The following is a 25,268-nucleotide window of genomic DNA, read 5'->3' as shown; positions in this document are numbered from 1 at the left end:
GTTACACCGGCTCTACCAGGGCTCGGTACCCTCTGAGCGGCGACCGAAGCCGCCCCCTTACCCAAAGGGGGGCCACCTGAAATTCAGCGAGGAGCGAACCGCGTGACCGCCGATACGTCCGTGCCGTCCACAGCGCTGCTGGCAGGAGCAGACCGGGACGGTTCCAACTACACCGCGCGGCACCTGCTCGTCCTTGAGGGCCTTGAGGCCGTGCGCAAGCGCCCCGGTATGTACATCGGCTCGACGGACAGTCGCGGTCTGATGCACTGCCTGTGGGAGATCATCGACAACTCGGTGGACGAGGCCCTCGGCGGCTACTGCGACCACATCGAGGTCGTCCTCCACGACGACGGCTCCGTCGAGGTGCGCGACAACGGCCGCGGCATCCCCGTGGACGTGGAGCCGAAGACAGGCCTGTCCGGCGTCGAGGTCGTCATGACCAAGCTCCACGCGGGCGGCAAGTTCGGAGGCGGCTCCTACGCCGCTTCCGGCGGTCTGCACGGCGTCGGTGCCTCCGTGGTCAACGCCCTCTCCGCCCGCCTCGACGTCGAGGTGGACCGCGGCGGCCACACCCATGCCATCAGCTTCCGGCGCGGTGTGCCCGGCGCCTTCGCCTCCGCCAACCCGGACGCGAAGTTCGAGGCCAAGAGCGGCCTGCGCAAGACCAAGAAGATCCCCAAGACGCGCACCGGCACGCGCGTGCGCTATTGGGCCGACCGGCAGATCTTCCTCAAGGACGCCAAGCTCTCCCTGGAGAACCTGCACCAGCGCGCCCGGCAGACCGCGTTCCTGGTGCCGGGCCTGACCATCGTCGTCCGTGACGAGTTCGGTCTCGGCGAGGGCGGCAGCAAGGGCGAGGAGTCCTTCCGCTTCGACGGCGGCATCAGCGAGTTCTGCGAGTACCTGGCGAGCGACAAGGCGATCTGCGACGTCCTCCGCTTCTCGGGCAAGGGCACCTTCAAGGAGACGGTCCCGGTCCTCGACGAGCACGGCCAGATGACCCCCACCGAGGTCACCCGCGAGCTGGGCGTCGACGTCGCCCTGCGCTGGGGCACCGGCTACGACACGACCCTCCGGTCGTTCGTGAACATCATCGCCACGCCCAAGGGCGGCACGCACGTGGCCGGCTTCGAGCAGGCCGTCACCAAGACCATGAACGAGATGCTCCGGGCCAAGAAGCTGCTGCGCGTGGCCGAGGACGACATCGTCAAGGACGACGCCCTGGAGGGCCTGACCGCGGTCGTCACCGTGCGTCTGGCCGAGCCGCAGTTCGAGGGCCAGACCAAGGAGGTGCTGGGCACCTCCGCGGCTCGCCGGATCGTCTTCAACGTGATCTCCAAGGAACTGAAGGCGTTCCTCACCTCCACCAAGCGGGACGCCGCCGCGCAGGCCCGGGTCGTCATGGAGAAGGTGGTCGCGGCCGCCCGGACCCGGGTCGCGGCCCGTCAGCACAAGGACGCACAGCGCCGGAAGACGGCCCTGGAGTCCTCGTCCCTGCCGGCCAAGCTGGCCGACTGCCGCAGCGACGACGTCGACCGCAGCGAGCTGTTCATCGTCGAGGGCGACTCCGCGCTCGGCACGGCCAAGCTGGCGCGGAACTCCGAGTTCCAGGCCCTGCTGCCGATCCGGGGCAAGATCCTCAACGTGCAGCGGTCGTCGGTGACCGACATGCTCAAGAACGCCGAGTGCGGCGCGATCATCCAGGTCATAGGGGCGGGCTCGGGCCGCACCTTCGACATCGACCAGGCCCGCTACGGCAAGATCATCATGATGACCGATGCCGATGTGGACGGCTCCCACATCCGCTGCCTGCTGCTCACCCTGTTCCAGCGCTACATGCGGCCCATGGTCGAGGCCGGCCGGGTCTTCGCCGCCGTGCCGCCGCTGCACCGCATCGAGCTGATCCAGCCGAAGAAGGGCCAGGAGAAGTACGTCTACACGTACTCGGACCGCGAGCTGCGCGACAAGCTCATGGAATTCCAGAGCAAGGGCATCCGGTACAAGGACTCCATCCAGCGCTACAAGGGTCTGGGCGAGATGGACGCCGACCAGCTGGCCGAGACCACGATGGACCCGCGCCACCGCACCCTGCGCCGCATCAACCTCTCCGACCTGGAGGCGGCGGAACAGGTCTTCGACCTGCTGATGGGCAACGAGGTGGCTCCCCGCAAGGAGTTCATCTCCAGCTCGGCGGCGACGCTGGACCGGTCGCGCATCGACGCGTAACCGCCTACGCCGCCCCTCGCCGGTGGGCTGTGGCTGCCGAGGGCCTGCTGCGAGTGGGGGGTGCCGTTCCAGGAAGGCGCCCCCACGGACGGCAGCGGCGGAGACGGGGCTCCTGGCCGAGAGCGGACCCTTCCGGCGGCCGGACGACGCGGACGGGAGCCTGTGCGCCGGCCGGTCTGACAGCGGCATGTGCGGCGTGCGATGAGGGGCCGGGTGACGGACGGGCTGAGTGCCGGAGGGGATGGGTGGCCGGCGCGGAATGAGACGTCCGTCGGCGTCGCATCGGCGGGCCAGGGGGCTCTTGGCGCTCGTCGCCGGCCAGGTGTCCCTTCCTGGCCCGTGGGTGATCCGTCGGTGATCCGTCGGTGACCCTTCGGCCGGCAGCGGGCCGGCGGGTCCGGGAGGACCCGTTTGCAGTGAGCGGGCTTGGCTTCCCTGCCCGTCGGCGTCAGATCGCCGCGGTTCGGACGCCCGTGGTCATACGGCTGGGCCGACATCTGGGGTCGGACGCAGGCAGTGCGACCTCTGGGGCCGGACGCCTGCGGGGGGACATATCTGCGGCTGCATCCCCGGGGCCGGGCGCCGAGTCATCACAGTGGGCCGTCTCGGGGACGAGCCACCCCCCCCGGTACCCGGTGGCTGAGCCGGCCGGACCGGCTCCGATTCCGGCGGCGGCGAGATGGATGACGGGCGGCCTCCAGTTGGGCCGGACCGGCCCGCTGCCGGCCCCGCCACGATTGATCACCGCTCGCCAGCGGGCCACGCCGTACCGCCCACTCCACCCCCGCTCGCCCACTCCACCCGCCCGCTCGCCCACTCACCCCCTCCGGCATCGGCCCGGTCCACACGAGGTCTCCACCCTTGGGTGGAGGCGAGCCGCTGCGAGATTCCACCCCCGATCCACCCCGGCTCCGATCTCCCGGCCTGCGGGTTTCCGTAATTTCGAAGGCGTCGGCAGCGCCCGCTGCCGGCATCACTTTCCCGCTCACGGAGGCTCTGATGCCCGGGCTCGTCAACGCACTGGTGATCGTGGCCGTCCTCGCCGTGGTGATCGCCCGGCAGTTCCGCACCCGGGCGATCGACACGAACCGGCGCTGGTGGCTTCTGCCCGTGGTGATCGCCGTCGTCGCGCTGCGCCAGCCCGGCGTGCTCGACGCCCACCACCGCACCGAATCCGCCGCGCTCCTCACGGTGGAGCTGCTCATAGGCCTGGCCACCGGCGCAGGCTGGGGCTGGACCACCCGCATCTGGACGGCGTCGGACGGCGTCATATGGAGCAGCAGCACCAAGGCGAGCATCGCCGTGTGGGGTGTGGGCGTGGCCCTGCGCGTCGGCACCTTCGCCCTCGGCTTCGCACTCGGCATCCACCAGGACAGCTCGTCGCTGCTGCTCGGACTCGCCTGCACCCTCCTGGTCCGAGGCGGAATCCTGGCCTGGCGGGCCCAGTCCATCGGCACCACGAGTGCTCCCGCCCCCGCGTACGGTGGCGGCGTGCAGCCGGCCTGGAAGGAGCGCGTGTGACCGAGAACGCCTGGACACGCTGGCCGTCCCGCGAAGCGCTCGGCCGCGCGGGAACGCCCCGGCCCCGGCGACTGCTCGCCTGGATCGTGCGACTGCTCGCGCTGGCCCTGCTCCTGTGGGGCGCCTTCACCCAGAGGCACGTCGGCCTGTGGGGAACGCTCGCGGCAGCGGCGGGAGTGATCGTCACCGGTCTCGTCGCCTGGGCCTTGTTCCGCACCACCTACCAGCACCGGCTGGTGTCGTCCCTCCTGCTCATAGCGGTGCTCCTGGCCATCGCGGTCGCCGCCGAGGCCGGCGGATTCACCGGCCCCGCGCTCCTGATCTGGTGCGGCTGCGGAGTCGCGGCGCTGGAGCGGCTGCCGCTCGGCGCCGCGGTCCCCGTGACGTCGGTGGCGCTGGCCTCGTACTCCGCGTTCAACAACGACGTCTGGCTGACCACGGCCGCCACCGCGGCCGGTATGGCGCTCGCGGGGTACGTCCTGCGACTGGACGCGGAAGCCCGGGGCAGTGCGCAGCGGCTGCTCGCCCAGGAGCGTGCCGCCCGCGCGGCCGAGGCCGAGTCCGCGGCACTGGCCGAGCGGGCCCGCATCGCACGGGAGATCCACGATGTGCTGGCGCACAGCCTCTCGGCACAGCTCGTGCACCTGGAGGCGGCCCGGCTGCTGATCGAGAACGGCGCGGAGCGCGAACGGATCCTGGAGCGGGTGGTGGCCGCCCGAGGAATGGCCCGCGACGGACTCGCCGAGACCCGGCAGGCGCTCTCCGCGCTGCGGGGCGAGCTGACCCCGCTGGAGGACTTCCTGACCGCACTCGTCAGTACGGCCGACGGGGCCGAGGTCACCGTCACAGGTGAACGCAGACCTCTGCCGGCCGAGGCGTCCCAGGCCGTGCGGCGGGTCGCACAGGAGGCACTGACGAACGTCCGCAAGCACGCCCAGGGCGCCAAGGTGGCCGTACGGCTCGACTACAGCGAGCACGAAGTGACGCTGAACGTCCGGGACTCGGGCGGGCGGCCTGGCGAACTGACCGGAGCGGGAGCCGGATACGGTCTGCTGGGTATGCGCGAGCGCGCCGAACTGCTGGGCGGCTCGCTGGACGCGGGTCCGGACGAGGAGGGGTTCGTGGTGACGCTGAAGGTACCCGGATGACGGCGGCCGAGGAGGCGGGGAAGCCGGCGCGGGTCGTGGTGGCCGACGACCAGACCGTGGTCCGTGAGGGCATCGTGATGCTGCTGGGGCTGCTGCCGGGTGTGGAGGTCGTCGGGTCCGCGGGAGACGGCGAGGAGGCGGTGCGGCTGGTCGCCGAACTCGCTCCGGACGTCGTCCTGATGGACCTCCGGATGCCCCGCTGCGACGGCGTGGAGGCCACCCGGCGGATCCGGACCCAGTACCCGGGGACCCAGGTGGTGGTGCTCACGACCTTCGCGGACGACGAGTCGCTGTTCCCCGCGCTGCGGGCCGGCGCCCGGGGATACCTGACCAAGGACGCGGGCGGCGACGAGATCGTACGTGCCGTGCACAGCGTGCTCTCGGGGGAAGCGGGGCTGTCGCCGAGCGTGCAGCGACGGTTGCTGGAGCGGCTGTCCCAGCCCGAGCCCGAGCCCGAATCGGTCCCCGCGGCGGACGAAGCGCCCGACGGGCTGACCGCGCGCGAGACCGAGGTGCTGGTGCTGATCGCCGAAGGCCTGAGCAATCAGGAGATCGCCCGCCGACTGCATGTGTCGACCGCGACCGTGAAGACGCACATCAACAACCTCTTCGCCAAGACGGGCCTCAAGGACCGGGCGCAGGCCGTGCGGTACGCCTATAGCAAGAGGCTGGTGCGGCCACCCACGGGGTGAGTCACCTGATGGGGTGAAGAGCAGGAGGAAGAGAAGTCAGAGATCCTTCCGGTCTGTCCATCCTTGGGCATGCAGTCAAGCAACGGTCCCCGCGGTGCTGGGGACGGTCCCGAGAGACCGGCCGGGAACGAGGAAGACAGCGCTACGCCCCCCCGCGACGTCACGTTCGAGGACCCCTGGCATGACGCGCCGGCCTCGTGCTGGAGCGGCATGGACGGCACTGGGACGCCGGCGCCGGCCGTGCCGCCCGCGCGGGGCGAGCCCGGCGCGACGGCGGCGCGCGCCCGTGACGTGTACGTCGAGGTGCAGCGCAGTGCGGCGTTCCAGGAGGTGAGGGGGAGGTACCGGCGTTTCGTGGTGCCGGGGGCCGTCGGCTTCCTGGTCTGGTACGTGGGGTACGTGGTCACCGCGACGACGGCGCCCGGATTCATGGCCCGGCCCGTGGCCGGGGCGGTGAACGTGGGGATGCTCGCGGGGCTCGGGCAGTTCCTCACCACGTTCCTGCTGACCTGGGCCTACGCCCGGCACGCGCGGCTGCGCCGGGACCGGGCCGCGCTGGAGCTGCGCTGGGACACACAGGAACTGGCCCGTGGTGCGCGGGGAGGGGCCCGGTGACCGGTGACCACCAGACGCTGGCGCTGCTGCTGTTCACCGGGTTCGTCGCGGTCACCCTTGGGATCACGACCTGGGTGAGCCGCCGGCGGCACGGTTCGGCGGAGGAGTTCTACGCCGGCGGGCGGCTGTTCTCCCCGATGGAGAATGGTTTTGCCATCGCGGGCGACTACATGTCGGCGGCCTCCTTCCTGGGGATCGCCGGACTCATCGCGCTGTACGGGTACGACGGGCTGCTCTACTGCGTGGGATTCCTGGTGGCGTGGCTCGTCGTGCTGTTCCTGGTGGCCGAACTGGTGCGCAACTGCGGGCGGTTCACGCTGGCCGACGTGGTGGCCGCACGGATGAGCGAGCGGCCGGTGCGGATCGCCGCGGGAACCTCCTCGGTCACGGTGTCCGTTCTCTATCTGGTGGCGCAGATGGTCGGCGCGGGCAGTCTGGTGGCGCTGCTGCTGGGGCGGACGAGCGCCGCGGCGCAGGCCTGGACGGTCATCGGAGTCGGGGCGCTCATGGTGATCTACGTGTCGTTGGGAGGGATGCGGGCCACCACCTGGATCCAGATCGTGAAGGCGGTCCTGCTGCTCGGGGGGACGGTCGTGCTGACCGTCCTCGTCCTGCTGAGGTTCCACGGAGACGTCGACCGGCTGCTGCTCACGGCCGCGGAGCGCAGCGGGCACGGGACGGCGTTCCTGGCGCCGGGACTGAAGTACGGCGGGGACTGGACCGCACGGTTCGACTTCATCAGCCTGGGGCTCGCGCTGGTGCTGGGCACGGCCGGACTGCCGCACATCCTGTCCCGTTTCTACACCGTGCCCACCGCGCGGGCCGCCCGTCGCTCCGTGGTGTGGTCCATCGGTCTGATCGGCAGCTTCTACCTGATGACGATCGTCCTGGGATTCGGCGCGGCGGCGGTGGTGGGACCGGGTGCCGTACGCGGGTCCAATGCGGCGGGGAACACGGCGGTGCCGCTCCTCGCTCTCGACCTGGGCGGCGGAGCGGGTTCCACCGGCGGAACCGTGCTGTTCGCGGTGGTCGCCGCGGTGGCGTTCGCCACGATCCTCGCGGTGGTCGCGGGCATCACGCTGGCCTCCTCGGCCTCGGTGGCCCATGATCTGTACGCGTCGCTGCGCCGCCGGCACGGCGAGACCCGCGGTGAGGTCGCCGTGGCCCGGTGGGCGGCGGTCGGCATCGGTGTCGTGGCGATCGCGCTCGGCCTGCTGGCCCGCGATCTCAACGTCGCCTTCCTGGTCGGCCTCGCCTTCGCCGTCGCCGCGTCGGCGAACCTGCCGGTCCTGCTGTACTCGCTGTTCTGGCGCGGCTTCACGACGCGAGGCGCGGTGTGGGCGGTGTACGGGGGGCTGGTTCCGGCGATCGGGCTGGTGCTGCTGTCGCCGGTGGTCTCCGGCGGCCCGGACTCCCTCTTCCCGGCCGTCGACTTCCAGTACTTCCCGCTGGACAACCCGGGCATCGTCTCCATCCCGCTCGGCTTCCTCGCGGGCTGGCTGGGCACGGTCACCTCCGACGAGGTCGCGGACGAAGCGAAGTTCGCCGAGACGGAGGTGCGTTCGCTGACCGGGGCCGGAGCCGTCTAGCACCGGCCGCCGCCGAGGTCAGGGCGTCACCCAGGCGTACCGGTGCTCGGGGCGGCCGGTGTCGCCGTACTTCAGGGAGAGGCGGAGTCGGCCCGCCTGTTCCAGGTGGCGGAGGTAGCGCTGGGCGGTGGAGCGGCTCAGGCCGGTCCGGGCGGCCACCTCGTGGGCCGAGAGCGGGTGGCCGGCGCGGTGCAGGACACCGCAGATGAGGTCGGTCGTGGGCTCGGAGTGGCCGGTGGGCAGGCCGGGTGCCGTGGGCGCGGGGGTGGTGCGCAGGGCGCCGAAGATCCGGTCGACCTGCTCCTGACCCGTCAGGCCCCGGCCGCCCACCCGGTCGACCGTGCGGCGCAGGGCGGCGTAGGAGTCCAGGCGGGCCCGCAGGGCGGCGAAGGTGAACGGTTTGACCAGGTAGTGCAGGGCGCCCAGGCGCATCGCCTGCTGGACGGTCGTCACATCACTGGCCGCGGTGATCATGATGACGTCGGTGCCGTACCCCTGCTCCCGCATGCGGTGCACGAGCTCGAGGCCGGTCCGGTCCGGCAGGTAGTGATCGAGCAGGACCAGGTCGATGGTGCCGCGTTCGACGGCGCTCAGGGCCTGCGCGGCGCTGTGCGCGCGGGCGGCCACCCGGAAACCGGGAACCTTTCCCACGTACTTGGCGTTGATCTCAGCGACACGGAAGTCGTCGTCGACCACCAGGACGTCAATCATCAGGCCTCTCCTTCAAGGCCGGCGAGCGTGCAGCCCGTGTTCGGCTCCGCAGTTGTAGCGCGAGCAAAACGAGCACAACAGGTGCTTGCGAGCAAAAGAACGGCTTGCGCTCACAAGACTGCTGCCGAGGCCGGGGCCACACCTACCGTCCCGGCCCATGAGCGCACACACCAGCCCCGCCATCGAGCTGCGGGGCGCGAGCAAGACCTTCAGAACCCCGTCCGGGGGACTGCACACGGCCGTGCGCGGTCTGGACCTCACCGTCGAGCGCGGCGAGTTCGTGGCCGTCGTAGGGCCGACCGGGTGCGGGAAGTCCACCACGCTGACCCTCGTCAGCGGCCTGGAGGAGCCCACCGAGGGCGAGGTGCTGGTGGCCGGTGAGCCGGTCGACGGCGTCGGCGACAAGGTCGGCTTCGTCTTCCAGCAGGATGCCACCTTCCCCTGGCGGACGGTCCTGTCGAACGTCATGGCGGGCCCGCGCTTCAGGGGTGTGCCCAAGGCGGAGGCCAGGCAGAAGGCCCGTGAATGGCTGGCCCGGGTGGGACTCGCCGCGTTCGAGGACCGCTATCCGCACCAGCTCTCCGGTGGTCAGCGCAAGCGCGTCGCCCTGGCGGCGACCTTCGTCAACGACCCCGAGATCCTGCTGATGGACGAGCCGTTCTCGGCGCTCGACGTGCAGACCCGGGCACTGATGTCGGACGAGCTGCTGGAGCTGTGGGAGGGCACCGGCGCTTCCGTCGTCTTCGTCACCCACGACCTGGAGGAGTCCATCGCGCTGGCGGACAAGGTCGTCGTGATGACCGCCGGACCCGCGACCGTGAAGCAGGTCTTCGACATCGGCCTGCCCCGCCCGCGGAAGGTCGAGTCGGTGCGACTGGAGCCGCGGTTCATCGAGATCTACCGCGAGATCTGGGAGTCCCTCGGCGAAGAGGTCCGCATCACCCGCGAGAGGGGTGCCGCCCATGCCGCCTGAGGTCCTCGGCACGCCGGTCGTCGACGCCGTCAAGGCACCCGGTCGCGCGCAGACCCGAGCCCAGGCCGCACGCCGGCGCAAGGTGTTCGTCAACGCGGCACGCGTGGTGCTCCTGGTGGCCGTCCTCGGCCTGTGGGAGGCACTCTCCCGCGCCAAGGTCATCGACCCGTTCAACTTCTCGATGCCCTCGCAGATCTGGGACCAGATCCACACCTGGGTCGCCCACGGGACAGCGCTCGGCTCCCTGGGCGAGCAGATCTGGTACACGCTGTACGAGGCGCTGCTCGGCTGGGTCATCGGCGTGGTCGCCGGTGTGGTCCTCGGCATCGCGCTCGGGCGGATCAGATTGCTCGCCGAGGTCCTTGGTCCATACATCAAGGTGCTCAACTCGATCCCCAGGATCGTGCTGGCGCCCATCTTCCTGATCTGGTTCGGCCTCGGGCCGTCCTCCAAGGTGGCCTCCGCCGTGGTGCTCGTCTTCTTCCCGGTGTTCTTCAACGCCTTCCAGGGCGCCCGCGAAGTGGACCGCAACCTCGTGGCCAACGCCCGGATCCTGGGCGCGAGCGACCGCCGGGTGACCCTCCAGGTGGTCGTACCGTCCGCCACCAGCTGGATCTTCACCAGCCTCCACGTCAGTTTCGGCTTCGCGCTCATCGGCGCCATCGTCGGCGAGTACATCGGCGCGACCAAGGGCATCGGCCTGCTCGTCGCACAGTCGCAGAACACCTTCAACGCCGCGGGGGTGTACGCCGCGATGGTCATCCTCGCCGTCGTCGCCCTCGTCGCCGAGGGGCTGCTCACCTTCGCCGAGCGCCGCATCTTCCGCTGGAAGCCCTCCGGTTCCGACAGCTGACCGGGCCCTCGCCGCCTCACCCACCCCTGTACCGCCCTCTCACAAGGACGTGAACCGCATGCGCAAGACCGCCCGCCGCGCCTCCCTGGCCGCCGCCGGACTCCTCGCCCTCTCCTCCCTCACCGCCTGCGCCAACGACGCGGCGAGCTCGACGGCCGACACCGGCGGCGGTGGCGGCAAGGGCGAGAGCGTCAAGATCATGGTCGGCGGCCTGGACAAGGTCATCTACCTGCCCGCGATGCTCACCCAGCGCCTCGGCTACTTCCAGGCCGAGGGGCTGAACGTCCAGCTCCTCAGCGAGCCCGCCGGCGTCCAGGCCGAGACAGCGCTCGTCTCCGGCCAGGTGCAGGGCGCGGTCGGCTTCTACGACCACACGCTCGACCTGCAGGTGAAGGGCAAGGCGGTGGAGTCGGTCGTGCAGTTCTCGCACGCTCCCGGCGAGGTGGAGGTCGTCTCGGACAAGGCCGCCGGCGACCTCACCTCGCCCAAGGACTTCAAGGGCCGCAAGCTGGGCGTGACCGGCCTCGGATCCTCGACCGACTTCCTCACCAAGTACCTGGCGGTGAAGAACGGCGTGCGGATCAGCGAGTTCACGCCGGTCGCGGTGGGCGCGGGGCCGACGTTCATCGCGGCGCTCCAGAAGGGGGCGATCGACGGCGGCATGACCACCGATCCGACCGTCGCCACCATCCTGGACAAGAAGGCCGGGAAGATCCTCCTGGACATGCGCACCCCCGAGGGGTCTCAGGAGGCGCTCGGCGGGCCGTATCCCTCGTCAAGTCTGTACATGCAGACGGACTGGGTGAACGGACACAAGGACACCGTCCAGAAGCTGGTCAACGCATTGGTCAAGACGCTCAAGTGGATGTCCACGCACAGCGCCGACGAGATCGCCGCCAAGATGCCCGCCGACTACTCCCAGGGCAACAAGGCCCTGTACGCGCAGGCCATCAAGAGCACCCTGCCGATGTTCACCGACGACGGGGTGATGCCCCAGGGCGGCCCCGAGACCGTCGAGAAGGTCCTCAAGGCGTTCAACCCCAACATCAAGAACGCGAAGGTCGACTTGAGCAAGACGTACACGACAGAGTTCGTCAAGGCGGTCAAGTGACCCGTCCATGAGTCCTGCTGCGTGAACCCCGCCGCGTGAGTCCTCAGGCGCGGGTCGCCCACACATAACGGTGTTCCGGGCGGCCCGCGTCGCCGTACTTGAGGGTCAGCCGGGCCCGGCCGGTGCGCTCCAGGAGCTTCAGGTACCGCTGGGCGGTCTGCCGGCTCACCCCGGTCCGCTCGGCGATCTCCTGAGCCGACAGGGGGCCTTCGGCGCTCAGCAGTGCCTGGCGCACCAGTTCGGCCGTCGTGGGGGAGTGCCCCTTGGGCAGCCCGGGCTCCGACGGCGCGGACAGGGCGCCGAAGATGCGGTCGACCTCCGCCTGCTCGGCCTCGCCGCCGCCGTCCAGGGTGCGCCGCAGCTCGGCGTACGCCTCCAGCTTCGCCCGCAGACCGGCGAAGGCGAACGGCTTCACCAGGTACTGCAACGCCCCCTGCCGCATGGCCGCCTGCACGGTCGACACGTCCCGTGCCGCCGTCACCATGATCACGTCGGTCTGGTGGCCGCGCCGGCGCATCTCCTGGACGACCGCGAGACCCGTGTCGTCGGGCAGGTAGTGGTCCATCAGCACGAGATCGAGCCGCGGCAGGCTCTCCACCAGGCGCAGCGCCTCGGCCGCGTTGTGGGCCTCGCCGGCCACACGGAAGCCGGGCACCTTCTCCACGTAGGCGGCGTTGACGCGGGCGACGCGCGTGTCGTCGTCCACGACCAGGACCTCGATCATCGCGCCTCCTCCTCGGCGACGGCAGCGCTCTTGACGGACGCCTCGGACACGGCGGGTTCCCGTTCCGGCTCGGTCAGCGCCTCGGGCAGGACCACGGTGAACTCCGCGCCACCGCCGGCCGCCGTGCCCACGGTCGCGCTCCCGCCCTGCCGCTCGGCGAGCCGGCGCACCAGGGACAGCCCGATACCCCGCTTGCCGTGCGCCGGCGGCTTCTTGGTGGACCAGCCCTCCGTGAAGACCACCTCCCGCTGCTCCACGGGGATGCCGGGGCCCGTGTCGCGCACCCGCAGGACGACCGTACGGCCCTCCGCGCGCAACTCGACCTCCACACGCGCGTGCGGGGTGCCCGCGACCGCGTCGAGGGCGTTGTCCACGAGGTTGCCCACGACCGTGACCAGCCCCCGGGGGTCGATCAGCCGGTCCGGGAGCCGGGTGCGTTCCGACACCCACAGGGCGACCCCGCGCTCGGCCGCCACCGTCGCCTTGCCGACCAGCAGCGCGGCGAGCAGCGGGTCCCGGATCTTCTCGGTGACCTGCTCGGCGGTGGCCCGGTGGTCCCCGACCACCTCGCCGACGAACTCCACGGCGTCGTCGTACATCTCCAGCTCCAGCAGCCCCAGCAGGGTGTGCATGCGGTTGGCGTGCTCGTGGTCCTGGGCGCGCAGGGCGTCGATCAGCCCGCGTGTGGAGTCGAGTTCGCGCCCCAGCTGCTCCAGTTCGGTGCGGTCGCGCAGGGTGGCCACGGCGCCGCCGTCCCCGGTGGGCATGCGGTTGGCGACCAGGACGCGCTGACCGCGCACGGTGAGCAGGTCGGTGCCGGTCACCCGTCCTGCCAGCACGTCCGTCGTACGGCCCGCGCCGAGCGCCTCGTCGGGGGTCCGCCCGACGGCCTCGTCACCGATGCCCAGCAGCCGTCGCGCCTCGTCGTTGAGCAGCCGGACGCGACCGGCTCGGTCGAGCGCGACCACACCCTCCCGGATGCCGTGCAGCATCGCCTCGCGCTCGGCGAGCAGCGCGGAGATGTCGGAGAACGCCAGGTCCCGGGTCTGCCGCTGGACCCGGCGCGAGATCAGCCAGGCGGCGAGCGCGCCCACCGCGAGCGCGCCCCCGGCGTACGCGAACAGCCCCGGGATGGCGCTGATCAGCCGCGCCCGCACGCTGTCGTAGGCGATGCCGACCGAGACCGCGCCGACGATGTGGTGACCGGCGTCGTAGAGGGGCACCTTGCCGCGTGCCGAGCGCCCCAGGGTGCCCCGGTCGATCTCCATGACCTCCTGGCCGCCCAGGGCGTCGGTGGGGTCGGTGGAGACGCGGTGGCCGATCTCCGAGGGCGTGGGGTGCGACCAGCGCACCCAGTCCTGGTTCAGCACCACGATGTACTCGGCGTGTGTGGCCCGCCGGATCCGTTCCGCCTCCCGCTGCACCGGGCCGTTCCTGGACGGCGCGGTGGTGACGACCCCCTCGGCGATCTGCGGGTCCTGGGCGGTGGTCTCGGCGATGGCCAGCGCGCGGCGCATCGCCTCCTGGTCCAGCTGCTTGCTCAGCGGGGCGAGGAAGAGCCCGGTCGCGAGCACCGCGACGCCCGCCGCGATCGCCACCTGCATCAGCAGCACCTGCGAGAACATCCGCCGGGGCAGTCCGAGGCGCAGGCGGCGGGCGGGGGGAGTGGGGCTCATGCCCACGACGGTACGTGGGCCGTCCGCAGGTGCCCCAGCGGGTGTGGTGTGGATCTCTTGATCCACCTGTTGATCAATGATGGACGGCGGGTGCCGCCCGGCTAGCTGGCCAGCGCCGTCGGCCTCAGCTCGCGTACCTCGACCACATCCATCCGCGCCGGCGCGCCGAGCACGGTCGCGCCACAGCTCTCCGGGCGGGGCGGCAGCGACGCGCCCTGCGCCACGGTGACCCGCCACCGGCGGCCGTCGGTGTGGCCGACGGTGACCTCCCAGCGCGGAGCCGCGCCGTCGGTCCGTACGACGCTGAGCACACCCGTCCGGTACTCGTGCGCGGCCGACCGCACGGCCAGCTCCGCCGCCTGGCCGGGCCGCTCCCACGCGGAACACCCCCGGCACCCCTCCACGACCACACGTCCCTCCCGCACGCCGTGCAGGGCCTCCTTGACGGTGTGCGCCTCGGCGCGGCCGTAGGCGTAGCCGTACGGCAGCACGAGCACCGTCGGCGCGAAGCGATGTCCACCCAGATGGGTGACCTCCCAGACGCCGCGCACCCCGGAGGCGACCAGCTCGGTGGCGAGGGGGCGGCCGAGGAGGGCACAGCAGCGGTCGCGCTTGCCGTTGGTGCACACGAGCGCCAGCGGGTCACCCCGGTGGGGCCGCCCGTCGAGCACCGCGCCGAAGGAACGGTGGTCGCCGCTCCCGAGGCCGGCGAAGTCCAGGTCGAGCAGCCGCCGCGGATCGCGGGTGGTGGCACTGTGCAACCACACGCGTCCCGGAACGGTGTGTGCGGCGTACACCTGCCGGACCGGGGGCGTGCCGGGGTCCGCATGGCGCCCGGGGTGCCGGATGAGCGCGATCCGCACGCCGGTTCCGTCGGCGGCGGCCTCCAGGGCCCGGCCCAGCGCGGGGTCCAGGTGGCTGGAGGTCAGCGCCTTGGCACCCCACGGGCCGGGCTGTTCCAGCAGCAGCCATGTCGTCGCCGTGGCAGCCGTGCCGGAGATCGGCTCGTCGAGGCTTCGGGAGACGGTCGCACACCTACTCACAGAGGTGAGCCTAACCTGAGTGCCCGAAGGGCGACTTCCGGCCGCCGCCGTGTCCTAGTCCGGGAGGGTTCGAGGCGGGCGCGGACCGACGTAGTGGCCACTGGGGCGCATGCGCAGCGGGCGCTCGCCGTACTCCTCCAGGGCGTGGGCGATCCAGCCCGCGGTCCGGGCGACGGCGAAGATCGTCTCCCCGGCCGTGGCCGGCATGCCGGAGGACGCGGTGAACACCGCCAGAGCCAGGTCCACGTTGGCGTGCAGCGGGGCGTGCCGGGCGGTGGTGGCGACGATGTCCCGGGCCGCGAGCAGCGCGGACTCCGCGCGCGGGATCTGCTCCAGGAGGCCGAACAGCACCCGCGCGCGGGGGTCCTCGCCCGTGTACAGCCGGTGGCCGAGGCCGGGCACGCGACGGCCCGCGCGCAGTTCCGCGGCGATCACCGGGACCGCCGTGCCCCGGTCGAGCACGTCCAGGAGCATCCGGTGGGCCAGACCGCTGGCGGCGCCGTGCAGCGGCCCCTCCAGCACGCCGAGCCCCGCCGAGACGGCCGCGTACGCGTGCGCCCGGGCGGAGGCGGCGACGCGCACCGCAAGGGTGGACGCGGCCAGGTCGTGGTCGGCGAGCAGCGCCAGCGCGGTGTCCAGCACGCGCAGGGAGGCCTCGTCGGCCGGGCGGCCGGTCAGCCGGTACCACAGGCGATGGGCCAGCGGGCCGTCGTCCTTCTGCCGGTGTGCGGCCGGCGGCAGCGCGGCGACGAGGGTCGGGATGAGGATGCGCGCCGTGTCGAGGACGGCTTCCTCGGACAGGTCGAAGCGCAGCGGGTCCTCGGCCGCTGCGGCGATCGCCGCCACCCTCAGGCGGTCGACGGGGGAGGCGTGCTCGGACAGGGCGTCCACGGCGCGGCGGGCTACCTCCACGGTGTTCTCGGGCGCGGCGAAGACCACCCCGGGGGCCGGCCGGCCCGTCCACAGCCACTCGGCGACCTCCTCGTAGGAGTGGCGGGTGGCCAGCTCGACGGCGTCGACGCCTCGGTAGTAGTACCGGTCCTGGTCGATCAGCGTGATGCGGGTGCGGACGGACAGGTCTCCGCCGGAACCGGGGGTCGCGGCCGCCTCCCGCCGGTTGCGGCGGGCGAGGGCCTCCACCTCGCCGGCCTCGAAGGTGCTGGCCCGGCCGCCGGGCTCCCGTCTGCTGCTGAGCAGGCCGCGGCTCACGTACGCGTAGACCGTCTCGGGCTTCACGCCGAGGACTTCGGCGGTCTCCTTGGTGGTCAGCCGGCGCCCGGGACGGTGGGGAGCGGTGTCGTGATCGCGCATGGAGGTCACCGTAGTCGCCTGTGCACACATGGATGCCGCCGTCTTGATGAGGTCAACGTTGACCGGACGCGAGTCGATCATGGACGGCATGATCCATCGCGCGGAGAACGGACACTCCGCCGCGTGTCCTCCCGCTCCTATCCTGGTCCCCGCAAACCGTGGGAGAGAGGAAAGAGGTCGCCACGTTGGGGAACAGCTTGGGAGTCAGCCACAGTCCGCGGCAGATCCCGGTGATCGTGCTCGCCGGTTTCCTGGGCTCCGGGAAGACCACCCTGCTCAACCACCTGCTGCACCGCAGCGGAGGCAGCCGGATCGGGGCGATCGTCAACGACTTCGGGGCCATCGAGATCGACGCGATGGCCGTCGCGGGCGCCCTCGGCGACTCGACCGTCTCCCTCGGCAACGGCTGCCTGTGCTGTGCCGTCGACGCGAGCGAGCTCGACCTCTACCTGGACCGGCTCGCCGCACCCGCCGCCGGCATCGACGTGATCGTCATCGAGGCGAGCGGGCTGGCCGAACCGCAGGAACTCGTGCGGATGGTCCTCGCCAGCGAGCACCCCGGCATCGTCTACGGCGGCCTGGTCGAGGTGGTCGACGCCGCCGAGTTCGACGAGACGCGGGCGAAGCACCCCGAGATCGACCGTCACCTCGCCCTCGCCGACCTGGTCGTCGTCAACAAACTCGACCGCGCCGCCGACGCCGACCGGACCCTGGGGCTCGTCCGCTCGCTCACCGACCGCGCCGCCGTCGTGCCCGCCACCTACGGCCGCGTCGACCCCGAATTCCTCTTCGACTGCCGGCCGAGCGAGGAACGCATCGGCCAGCTGTCCTTCGACGACCTGCACGAGCAGGGGCGGGAGGGGCACGACCACGCCGGGCACCTGCACACCGGCTACGACAGCCTGTCCTTCACCTCGGACGTGCCGCTGGAGCCCCGCCGGCTCATGCGGTTCCTGGACAGCCGGCCCGAGGGGCTGTACCGGATCAAGGGGTACGTCGACTTCGGGCCGTACGACCCGCTCAACCGGTACGCCGTCCACGCCGTCGGCCGGTTCCTGCGCTTCTACCCCGAGCCCTGGGCTCCCCGCGAGGCCCGGCTCACCCAGCTCGTGCTGATCGGCTCCGGCATCGACGCCGACACCCTCGGCAAGGAACTGGAGGGGTGCAGGGACAGCGCCCCACACGCCGACGAGCACGGCATGTGGGGCGTCCTGCGCTACGTACAGGGTCCCGGCGAGGCGGAGGCCGACCTGGAGGATCCGCCCGCCTAGGACACCGTCCGCCTAGAGGACCGGGCCCGCCACCACGGACACCGTCTTCGGCAGCGACGTGCCGGAGCCGTCCCGGCGCGGGTCCACCTCCGGCAGCTCCACCGGAGTGCCGTTCTTCTGCGCCGCGAGCGCGGGCGTCGGGCCCGCCCAGCCCAGCGACAGGCAGTCCTCGCCCTTCAGGAACCGCTGGCAGCGCACGCCGCCCGTGGCCCGGCCCTTGCGCGGGTACTGGTCGAACGGGGTCACCTTGGCCGTCGTCTGCACCGAGTCGTCCAGCGTGCCGCGCGAGCCCGCCACCGTGAACACCACCGCGTCGGCGGCCGGATCGACCGCCGTGAAGGAGATCACCTTCGCGCCCTCGGTGAGCTTGATGCCCGCCATGCCGCCCGCAGGGCGGCCCTGCGGACGGACGATCGAGGCCTGGAAACGCAGCAGCTGCGCGTCGTCCGTGATGAACACCAGGTCCTCCTCGCCGGTGCGCAGCTCCACCGCGCCGACGATCCGGTCACCCTCCTTGAGGGTGATGACCTCCAACTCGTCCTTGTTGGAAGGGTAGTCGGGCACCACCCGCTTGACGACACCCTGCTCGGTGCCGAGCGCCAGACCCGGGGACGACTCGTCCAGCGTGGTCAGGCAGACCACCGTCTCGTCGTCCTCCAGGGAGACGAACTCCGCCAGCGGGGCGCCTCCGGAGAGGTTCGGCGCCGTCACCGACTCGGGCAGCTGCGGCAGATCGACCACGTTGATCCGCAGCAGCCGGCCCGCCGAGGTCACCGCGCCGATCACCCCGCGCGCGGTCGTCGGCACCGCCGAGACGATGACGTCGTGCTTGACGCGCTTGGCGGCCGTCGCCTCCGGGAACGGCCCGGCGGTCGCCGTACGGGCCAGCAGCCCCGTCGAGGACAGCAGCACCCGGCACGGGTCGTCGGCCACCTGCAGCGGCACGGCGGCCACGGGGGCGGCCCCGGACTCCAGCAGGACCGTGCGCCGGTCGGTGCCGAACTTCTTCGCGACCGCGGCCAGTTCGGCCGAGACCAGCTTGCGCAGCTCGGTGTCCGACTCCAGGATCCGGGTCAGCTCCTCGATCTCCGCGGTGAGCCTGTCCTTCTCCGCCTCCAGCTCGATCCGGTCGTACTTGGTGAGCCGGCGCAGCGGCGTGTCGAGGATGTACTGCGTCTGCACCTCGCTCAGCGAGAAGCGCTCCATCAGGCGCTCCTTGGCCTGCGCGGAGTTCTCGCTGGACCGGATGATCCGGATGACCTCGTCGATGTCGACCAGCGCGGTCAGCAGGCCCTCGACCAGGTGCAGCCGGTCCCGCTTCCTGCCCCGGCGGAACTCGCTGCGGCGCCGGACCACGTCGAAGCGGTGGTCCAGGTAGACCTCCAGCAGCTCCTTCAGACCCAGGGTGAGCGGCTGGCCGTCGACCAGGGCGACGTTGTTGATACCGAAGGACTCCTCCATGGGGGTCAGCTTGTACAGCTGCTCCAGGATCGCCTCCGGCACGAAGCCGTTCTTGATCTCGATGACCAGGCGCAGGCCGTGCTCGCGGTCGGTGAGGTCCTTGACGTCGGCGATGCCCTGGACCTTCTTCGCGTTGACCAGGTCCTTGATCTTCGCGATGACCTTCTCGGGGCCGACCGTGAACGGCAGTTCGGTCACGACCAGGCCCTTGCGGCGGGCCGTGACCGTCTCGATCGAGACCGTCGCGCGCATCTTGAAGGTGCCGCGACCGGTCGCGTACGCGTCACGGATGCCGTCCAGGCCGACGACCCGGCCGCCCGTGGGCAGGTCGGGGCCCGGGACGTGCTTCATCAGCGCGTCCAGGTCGGCGTTCGGGAACCGGATGAGGTGGCGCGCGGCGTTGATCACCTCGCGCAGGTTGTGCGGCGGCATGTTCGTGGCCATGCCGACCGCGATGCCCGAGGCGCCGTTGACCAGCAGGTTCGGGAAGGCGGCGGGCAGCGCCACCGGCTCCTGCTCCTGGCCGTCGTAGTTCGGCGCGAAGTCGACCGTGTCCTCGTCGATCGACTCGGTCATCAGGCTCGTCGCCTCGGCCATCCGGCACTCGGTGTACCGCATGGCGGCCGGCGGGTCGTCGTTGCCCAGCGAGCCGAAGTTGCCGTGGCCGTCGACCAGCGGCACGCGCATGGAGAACGGCTGCGCCATGCGCACCAGGGCGTCGTAGATCGACGCGTCGCCGTGCGGGTGCAGCTTGCCCATGACCTCGCCGACGACGCGCGCGCACTTCACGTAGCCGCGGTCGGGGCGCAGGCCCATCTCGTTCATCTGGTAGACGATCCGGCGGTGCACCGGCTTGAGGCCGTCACGGGCGTCCGGCAGGGCGCGCGAGTAGATGACCGAGTACGCGTACTCCAGGTAGGAGCCACGCATCTCGTCCACGACGTCGATGTCGAGGATCCTCTCCTCGAACGAATCGTCGGGCGGCGGGGTCTTCGTGCTGCGGCGGGCCATCGCTGCCGGCTCCTTGCTGAAAGGATGGACGGAACTGACGCGGACCATTGTGGACCGAGGCACTGACAACCCGTGCCGCGACCCGGTACCGGAGGATTTCCCGGCGCCCGTCACTCGGGGACCGCGCGGCGGCAGGCACCGGGCGCCGGGGAAGCGCGAGGCATCCGGGCCGGGGCGCCGGGGAAGCGTGAGGCATCCGGGCCGGGGCGCCGGGGAAGCGTGAGGCATCCGGGCCGGGGCGCCGGGCTGCATCCGCGGCCGCGAGCCGGCCGCGGCCCGACCACGCCCCGACCGCGTCCCGACCGCGACCCGCCCGGGCGCTCGGGCGGGCCCCGGGATCCGCTGTGGGCGTACGTCCCGCGGGAACTTCGCGAAGCCCCCGCACGCTTTGCATACAGTGGCAGGACCGGCAGGAAAACAGCGGTTTCCATCAACCGCCTCCGCTCGCGAAGGGACGTACATGCCCATGGGTCACACGACCACAGCCGAGGCAGGCTCCGGGGGCCTGACAGCGACCGAGCACCGCCTGGCCAACGGTCTGCGCGTGGTGCTCTCCGAGGACCACCTGACCCCGGTGGCGGCGGTCTGCCTCTGGTACGACGTCGGCTCCCGCCACGAAGTCAAGGGGCGTACCGGCCTGGCTCACCTCTTCGAGCACCTGATGTTCCAGGGCTCCGCGCAGGTGAAGGGCAACGGCCACTTCGAGCTGGTGCAGGGCGCCGGCGGTTCGCTCAACGGCACCACCAGCTTCGAGCGCACCAACTACTTCGAGACCATGCCCGCCCACCAGCTGGAGCTGGCGCTCTGGCTGGAGGCCGACCGCATGGGCTCGCTGCTGGCCGCCCTGGACGACGAGTCCATGGAGAACCAGCGGGACGTCGTCAAGAACGAGCGCCGCCAGCGCTACGACAACGTGCCGTACGGCACCGCCTTCGAGAAGCTGACCGCGCTCTCCTACCCGGAGGGCCACCCCTACCACCACACGCCGATCGGCTCGATGGCGGACCTGGACGCGGCCACCCTGGAGGACGCCCGCCAGTTCTTCCGCACCTACTACGCGCCGAACAACGCGGTGCTCTCCGTGGTCGGCGACATCGACCCCGGGCAGACCCTCGCCTGGGTCGAGAAGTACTTCGGCTCCATCGCGTCCCACGACGGCAAGCCCGCCCCCCGCGACGGCTCCCTCCCGGACGTCATCGGCGAGCAGAAGCGCGAGGTCGTCGTGGAGGAGGTACCGGCACGCGCCCTGATGGCCGCCTACCGGCTCCCGCACGACGGCACGCGCGCGTGCGACGCGGCCGACCTCGCCCTGACCATCCTCGGCGGCGGCGAGTCCTCCCGCCTGTACAACCGGCTCGTGCGCCGCGACCGTACGGCCGTCGCGGCCGGCTTCGGCCTGCTGCGCCTGGCCGGCGCGCCCTCCATGGGCTGGCTGGACGTGAAGACCTCCGGTGACGTCGAGGTGCCCGTCATCGAGAGCGCCATCGACGAGGAGCTCGCCCGGTTCGCCGCGGAGGGCCCCACGCCCGAGGAGATGGAGCGCGCCCAGGCCCAGCTGGAGCGCGAGTGGCTCGACCGGCTCGGCACGGTCGCCGGCCGCGCCGACGAACTGTGCCGGTACGCCGTCCTGTTCGGCGACCCGCAGCTCGCCCTGACCGCCGTCGACCGCGTCCTGGACGTGACGCCGGAGGAGGTCAAGGAGGTCGCGGGGGCCCGTCTGCGGCCCGACAACCGCGCGGTCCTCGTCTACGAGCCGAAGTCCCCGGAGGCAGTCCCGGACGCCGGGGTTCCGGAGGACCCGGAGCAGGAGGCGACCGTGGAGGCGGGCCGCGACGAGACCGAGAACGAGGAGACGGCCAAGTGACCCAGCTCGCCACGATGGACTTCCACCCCCAGCCGCAGCCGGGCGAGGCCAGGCCGTGGGCGTTCCCGGCGCCCGAGCGCGGCACGCTCGACAACGGCCTGACCGTGCTCCGCTGCCACCGCCCCGGCCAGCAGGTCGTCGCCGTCGAGGTGCTGCTGGACGCGCCCCTGGACGCCGAGCCGGCCGGCCTGGACGGCGTCGCCACGATCATGGCGCGGGCCTTCTCCGAGGGCACCGACAAGCACTCCGCGGAGGAGTTCGCGGCCGAGCTGGAGCGTGCGGGCGCCACCCTGGACGCCCACGCCGACCACCCCGGCGTCCGGCTCGGCCTGGAGGTCCCGGCCTCCCGTCTGGCCAAGGGCCTCGGCCTGCTCGCCGACGCCCTGCGCGCGCCCGCCTTCGCCCCGAGCGAGGTCGAGCGGCTCGTCCGCAACCGCCTGGACGAGATCCCGCACGAGCTGGCCAACCCCGCCCGCCGCGCCGCCAAGGAACTGTCCAAGGAGCTGTTCCCGGCCACCTCGCGCATGTCCCGGCCGCGCCAGGGCACCGAGGAGACGGTCGAGAAGATCGACGCGGCGGCCGTGCGCGCCTTCTACGACCGCCATGTGCGGCCCGCCACGGCCACCGTGGTCGTCGTCGGCGACCTGACCGGCATCGACCTGGACGAGCTGCTCGGCGACACCCTGGGCGCCTGGACCGGCACCCCGGGCGAGCCCCGGCCGGTGCCGCCGGTGACCGCCGACGACACCGGGCGCGTGGTCATCGTGGACCGGCCCGGCGCGGTCCAGACGCAGCTGCTCATCGGCCGGATCGGTCCCGACCGGCACGACCGCGTGTGGCCCGCCCAGGTGCTCGGCACGTACTGCCTCGGCGGCACCCTCACCTCCCGCCTGGACCGCGTCCTGCGCGAGGAGAAGGGCTACACCTACGGCGTGCGCTCCTTCGGGCAGGTCCTCAGGTCCGCGCCGGACGGCACGGGTGCGGCGATGCTCGCCATCAGCGGCTCCGTGGACACGCCGAACACCGGCCCGGCGCTGGACGACCTGTGGAAGGTGCTGCGGACCGTCGCGGCGGAGGGCCTGACCGACGCCGAGCGGGACGTCGCCGTGCAGAACCTCGTCGGTGTGGCGCCGCTGAAGTACGAGACCGCGGCGGCCGTCGCGAGCACGCTGGCCGACCAGGTCGAGCAGCACCTGCCCGACGACTTCCAGGCGACGCTGTACCAGCAGCTGGCCGCCACGGGCACGGTGGAGGCCACGGCGGCCGTCGTGAACGCCTTCCCGGTGGACCGCCTGGTGACCGTCCTCGTCGGCGACGCCGCGCAGATCAAGGCGCCGGTGGAGGCGCTCGGCATCGGTGAAGTGACCGTGGTGGCGGCCGAGTAGCGGCACGCGCGCGTGGGCCCTGGCGACCTGAGTGTCGCCAGGGCCCACACTGTTCCACTCGTTCCCTCAGATGCCCGTTTTGGGGCGGAGGTTGCCTGTCTGCCCTGTGGGATGCGCTACAAAAACCCGGATCCGTTTGAGGATTGAAAGCGCGCGGCCGTAGCGTCGTCCGGGCTGTTCGTCAGGCAGTGCGCCGCATCCGCGGCACCGGACAGTCATCGCCGAGTCCCCGTACGGCGCGAGCCAGGGGAGCCGGGGACCCACCGTCCCTGGGGTGAATCGGGCGCCCGCGCGGCTGCGAGGGGGCCCGTAGGAGACCTTCCTGCTCCGAACCCGTCAGCTAACCCGGTAGGCGAGAGGGAAGGAAAGGACCAGCCACTTCATGGCGTTCATGTGCGCCACCGGGAAGCACCGCAAGCCCGGCCGGGTCAAGCGGACCACGGCTCAGGCGGCCGGCGTCGCGGCCCTCACCACCACCGGCGTCATCGGCACCCTCGCCGCCTCCCCGGCGCTCGCCGCCGAGAACTCCGCGGAGCAGACCGGCCTCGTCCCCGTCCTCACCATGACCGAGGACGTCCCCGAGCAGATCGACGCGCAGGCCGCCGCCCAGCAGCAGGCCGCCGAGCAGAAGGCGGCCCGGGAGGCCGCGGCGAAGGCCGCCGCCAAGCGGGCCGAGGAGGTGCGGGCGGCCAAGGCCCGTGCCGCCCGCGAGGCGGAGCGCAAGCTGCTGAACACCTTCGTCGCCCCGATCGCTCACTCGTACGTCTCCACCGCCTACCAGGCCAGCAGCTCCCTGTGGTCCTCCGGCTCGCACACCGGCATCGACTTCCACGCGGCCAGCGGCACGGCCGTCCACGCGGTGGGTTCGGGCACGGTCGTCTCCACCGGCTGGGGCGGCGCGTACGGCAACCAGGTCGTGATCCGGATGGCCGACGGCATGTACACCCAGTACGGGCACCTGTCGTCCATCGGCGTCACGGTGGGCCAGAAGGTCGTCCCGGGCCAGCAGATCGCCCTGTCCGGCGCCACCGGCAACGTCACCGGCCCGCACCTGCACTTCGAGGCGCGTACGAGCCCCGAGTACGGCTCGGACGTCGACCCGGTCGCCTACCTCCGCGGGCACGGCGTGCACATCTGACGCCACCGAAACGGCTGTCGAAAGCCCCGGCTCACCGCCGGGGCTTTCGCCGTTTTTCGGGGTGTCCGCCGGGTGCGCTGACCAAAAAATATCCATGGATGACCGCCTGCCGTCGGAAATTCCGGCTCATTGGAATAGAGTCACGGAACACGCGTCCATCGTCGGCGTACACGTCTATCGTCGACGTTTCACGGGGATTGAGGCGGAGGTCGGTCATGCGTATTCCGGCGCACTCGGTGTGCACGGCGATCCGGGACGACATCGTCGCCGGCGTTCACGGGCGCGGCAGCCGGCTCACCGAGGAGGTCCTGGCCCGCCGGTACGGCGTCTCGCGCGTCCCCGTGCGCGAGGCCCTGCGGACCCTGGAGGCCGAGGGGTTCGTCGTGACGCGCCGGCACGCGGGCGCGTGCGTGGCCGAGCCGACCGAGCAGGAGGCCGCCGACCTGCTGGAGATGCGGATGCTGCTGGAGCCGCTGGCCGCCGCCCGGGCCGCCCAGCGGCGGACCGAGGCCCATCTGAAGGTGCTGCGCGGCCTGGTCCGGCTGGGTCAGGAGCGGGCCAGGAGGGGCGGCAGCGAGGATCTCCGGTCGCTGGGCGGCTGGTTCCACGAGACGCTCGCCCAGGCCTGTGGCAGCCCCTCGCTGACCTCCATGCTCACGCAGCTGCGGCACAAGATCGCCTGGATGTACACGGTGGAGGCACCGAAGAGCCCTGTGGCGTCCTGGACCGAGCACGGGGCGATCGTGGACGCGGTGGCGCGCGGGGACGCCGAGCGCGCGCGGGCGCTCACGACGCTGCACGCCGAGCGGGCGACGGGCGCCCGTCGACTGCGCTTTGCCGGGGCCGCCGAGCGTGTGAGGACTTCGCAACACCCCGTACACACGTCCGGTTCGCGGGATTAACACGGGCGCCGTATACAAAGAGGATGCATTTCCGGGCGGGGGT

20 protein-coding genes and 1 riboswitch are annotated in these 25,268 nt (G+C 71.8%); of the genes, 14 read left to right on the top strand and 6 right to left on the bottom strand.

Annotated features, from left to right (window positions below; translation table 11 throughout):
* Positions 1 to 102 precede the first annotated feature (102 nt).
* The 6 genes from ACZ4VF_RS07305 (at position 103) to ACZ4VF_RS07280 (ending at position 7,791) form a co-directional block, all read left to right on the top strand.
* A complete protein-coding gene (locus ACZ4VF_RS07305) occupies positions 103 to 2,226 on the top strand; it encodes a DNA gyrase/topoisomerase IV subunit B (RefSeq protein ID WP_467923647.1) in 2,124 nt (707 codons plus the stop codon).
* Positions 2,227 to 3,225: 999 nt separating this feature from the next.
* Positions 3,226 to 3,747 carry a DUF1453 domain-containing protein gene (locus ACZ4VF_RS07300; RefSeq protein ID WP_467923646.1) on the top strand — a complete coding sequence of 174 codons (522 nt, stop codon included), beginning with the start codon at positions 3,226 to 3,228 and terminating at the stop codon, positions 3,745 to 3,747.
* A complete protein-coding gene (locus tag ACZ4VF_RS07295) occupies positions 3,744 to 4,895 on the top strand; it encodes a sensor histidine kinase (protein WP_467923645.1) in 1,152 nt (383 codons plus the stop codon). The genes ACZ4VF_RS07300 and ACZ4VF_RS07295 overlap by 4 nt, the downstream gene beginning before the upstream one ends.
* Positions 4,892 to 5,587 carry a response regulator transcription factor gene (locus ACZ4VF_RS07290; protein ID WP_467923644.1) on the top strand — a complete coding sequence of 232 codons (696 nt, stop codon included), beginning with the start codon at positions 4,892 to 4,894 and terminating at the stop codon, positions 5,585 to 5,587. Before ACZ4VF_RS07295 ends, ACZ4VF_RS07290 begins: the two co-directional genes overlap by 4 nt.
* A gap of 69 nt (positions 5,588 to 5,656) precedes the next feature.
* Entirely contained in the window at positions 5,657 to 6,202 is a 546-nt protein-coding gene (locus tag ACZ4VF_RS07285; RefSeq protein ID WP_467923643.1) for a DUF485 domain-containing protein, read from the top strand.
* Positions 6,199 to 7,791 carry a solute symporter family protein gene (locus tag ACZ4VF_RS07280; protein ID WP_467923642.1) on the top strand — a complete coding sequence of 531 codons (1,593 nt, stop codon included), beginning with the start codon at positions 6,199 to 6,201 and terminating at the stop codon, positions 7,789 to 7,791. The genes ACZ4VF_RS07285 and ACZ4VF_RS07280 overlap by 4 nt, the downstream gene beginning before the upstream one ends.
* Before the next feature lie 18 nt (positions 7,792 to 7,809).
* On the opposite strand, the gene ACZ4VF_RS07275 is transcribed toward ACZ4VF_RS07280, so the two are convergent.
* A complete protein-coding gene (locus tag ACZ4VF_RS07275) occupies positions 7,810 to 8,502 on the bottom strand; it encodes a response regulator (RefSeq protein ID WP_467923641.1) in 693 nt (230 codons plus the stop codon).
* Between the two features lie 157 nt (positions 8,503 to 8,659).
* Here ACZ4VF_RS07275 and ACZ4VF_RS07270 point away from each other — a divergent pair, with 157 nt between their 5' ends.
* From ACZ4VF_RS07270 to ACZ4VF_RS07260, 3 genes are read left to right on the top strand one after another with little or no spacing between them, the layout of a single operon-like run.
* Positions 8,660 to 9,475, top strand: a complete 816-nt coding sequence (locus tag ACZ4VF_RS07270; protein ID WP_467923640.1) for an ABC transporter ATP-binding protein — start codon at positions 8,660 to 8,662, stop codon at positions 9,473 to 9,475.
* Positions 9,465 to 10,328, top strand: coding sequence for an ABC transporter permease (locus ACZ4VF_RS07265; RefSeq protein ID WP_467923639.1), 864 nt, complete (start codon positions 9,465 to 9,467; stop codon positions 10,326 to 10,328). Before ACZ4VF_RS07270 ends, ACZ4VF_RS07265 begins: the two co-directional genes overlap by 11 nt.
* A 58-nt stretch (positions 10,329 to 10,386) precedes the next feature.
* A complete protein-coding gene (locus ACZ4VF_RS07260; RefSeq protein WP_467923638.1) occupies positions 10,387 to 11,439 on the top strand; it encodes an ABC transporter substrate-binding protein in 1,053 nt (350 codons plus the stop codon).
* Positions 11,440 to 11,482: 43 nt separating this feature from the next.
* Here ACZ4VF_RS07260 and ACZ4VF_RS07255 read toward each other — a convergent pair whose 3' ends face one another.
* The 4 genes from ACZ4VF_RS07255 to ACZ4VF_RS07240 form a co-directional block, all read right to left on the bottom strand.
* Positions 11,483 to 12,163 carry a response regulator gene (locus tag ACZ4VF_RS07255; protein ID WP_467923637.1) on the bottom strand — a complete coding sequence of 227 codons (681 nt, stop codon included), beginning with the start codon at positions 12,161 to 12,163 and terminating at the stop codon, positions 11,483 to 11,485.
* The gene (locus ACZ4VF_RS07250; protein WP_467923636.1) at positions 12,160 to 13,839 is read right to left on the bottom strand and encodes an ATP-binding protein; all 1,680 of its coding nucleotides are present in this window, start codon (positions 13,837 to 13,839) and stop codon (positions 12,160 to 12,162) included. Before ACZ4VF_RS07250 ends, ACZ4VF_RS07255 begins: the two co-directional genes overlap by 4 nt.
* A gap of 101 nt (positions 13,840 to 13,940) precedes the next feature.
* A complete protein-coding gene (locus ACZ4VF_RS07245; protein WP_467923635.1) occupies positions 13,941 to 14,882 on the bottom strand; it encodes a sucrase ferredoxin in 942 nt (313 codons plus the stop codon).
* Positions 14,883 to 14,936: 54 nt separating this feature from the next.
* Complete coding sequence (locus ACZ4VF_RS07240) at positions 14,937 to 16,193, bottom strand: citrate/2-methylcitrate synthase (RefSeq protein WP_467923634.1); 1,257 nt, start codon at positions 16,191 to 16,193, stop codon at positions 14,937 to 14,939.
* A 197-nt stretch (positions 16,194 to 16,390) separates the two neighbouring features.
* Here ACZ4VF_RS07240 and ACZ4VF_RS07235 point away from each other — a divergent pair, with 197 nt between their 5' ends.
* Positions 16,391 to 17,464, top strand: coding sequence for a CobW family GTP-binding protein (locus tag ACZ4VF_RS07235; protein ID WP_467923633.1), 1,074 nt, complete (start codon positions 16,391 to 16,393; stop codon positions 17,462 to 17,464).
* Positions 17,465 to 17,476: 12 nt separating this feature from the next.
* Here the strand turns inward: ACZ4VF_RS07235 and ACZ4VF_RS07230 are convergent, their stop codons facing one another.
* On the bottom strand, positions 17,477 to 19,936 hold the full coding sequence (locus tag ACZ4VF_RS07230) for a DNA gyrase/topoisomerase IV subunit A (protein WP_467923632.1): 2,460 nt from the start codon (positions 19,934 to 19,936) through the stop codon (positions 17,477 to 17,479).
* A gap of 460 nt (positions 19,937 to 20,396) precedes the next feature.
* Here ACZ4VF_RS07230 and ACZ4VF_RS07225 point away from each other — a divergent pair, with 460 nt between their 5' ends.
* The 4 genes from ACZ4VF_RS07225 to ACZ4VF_RS07210 all read left to right on the top strand — a co-directional run bounded on the left by ACZ4VF_RS07225 (position 20,397) and on the right by ACZ4VF_RS07210 (position 25,225).
* Complete coding sequence (locus ACZ4VF_RS07225; protein WP_467923631.1) at positions 20,397 to 21,800, top strand: M16 family metallopeptidase; 1,404 nt, start codon at positions 20,397 to 20,399, stop codon at positions 21,798 to 21,800.
* A complete protein-coding gene (locus ACZ4VF_RS07220; RefSeq protein WP_467923630.1) occupies positions 21,797 to 23,185 on the top strand; it encodes a M16 family metallopeptidase in 1,389 nt (462 codons plus the stop codon). The genes ACZ4VF_RS07225 and ACZ4VF_RS07220 overlap by 4 nt, the downstream gene beginning before the upstream one ends.
* 209 nt (positions 23,186 to 23,394) lie before the next feature.
* A riboswitch (cyclic di-AMP (ydaO/yuaA leader) is annotated at positions 23,395 to 23,555 on the top strand.
* 12 nt (positions 23,556 to 23,567) lie between these two features.
* Positions 23,568 to 24,323: a M23 family metallopeptidase gene (locus ACZ4VF_RS07215; protein WP_467923629.1), complete on the top strand. Its 756-nt coding sequence runs from the start codon at positions 23,568 to 23,570 to the stop codon at positions 24,321 to 24,323.
* A 215-nt stretch (positions 24,324 to 24,538) separates the two neighbouring features.
* Positions 24,539 to 25,225: a GntR family transcriptional regulator gene (locus ACZ4VF_RS07210; RefSeq protein WP_467923628.1), complete on the top strand. Its 687-nt coding sequence runs from the start codon at positions 24,539 to 24,541 to the stop codon at positions 25,223 to 25,225.
* Positions 25,226 to 25,268: the final 43 nt, after the last annotated feature.

This window comes from Streptomyces sp. NPDC029151, from assembly GCF_055564315.1.
Note: the sequence above shows the minus strand (reverse complement) of the source record. Positions and strands in the feature narration are given on the sequence as shown.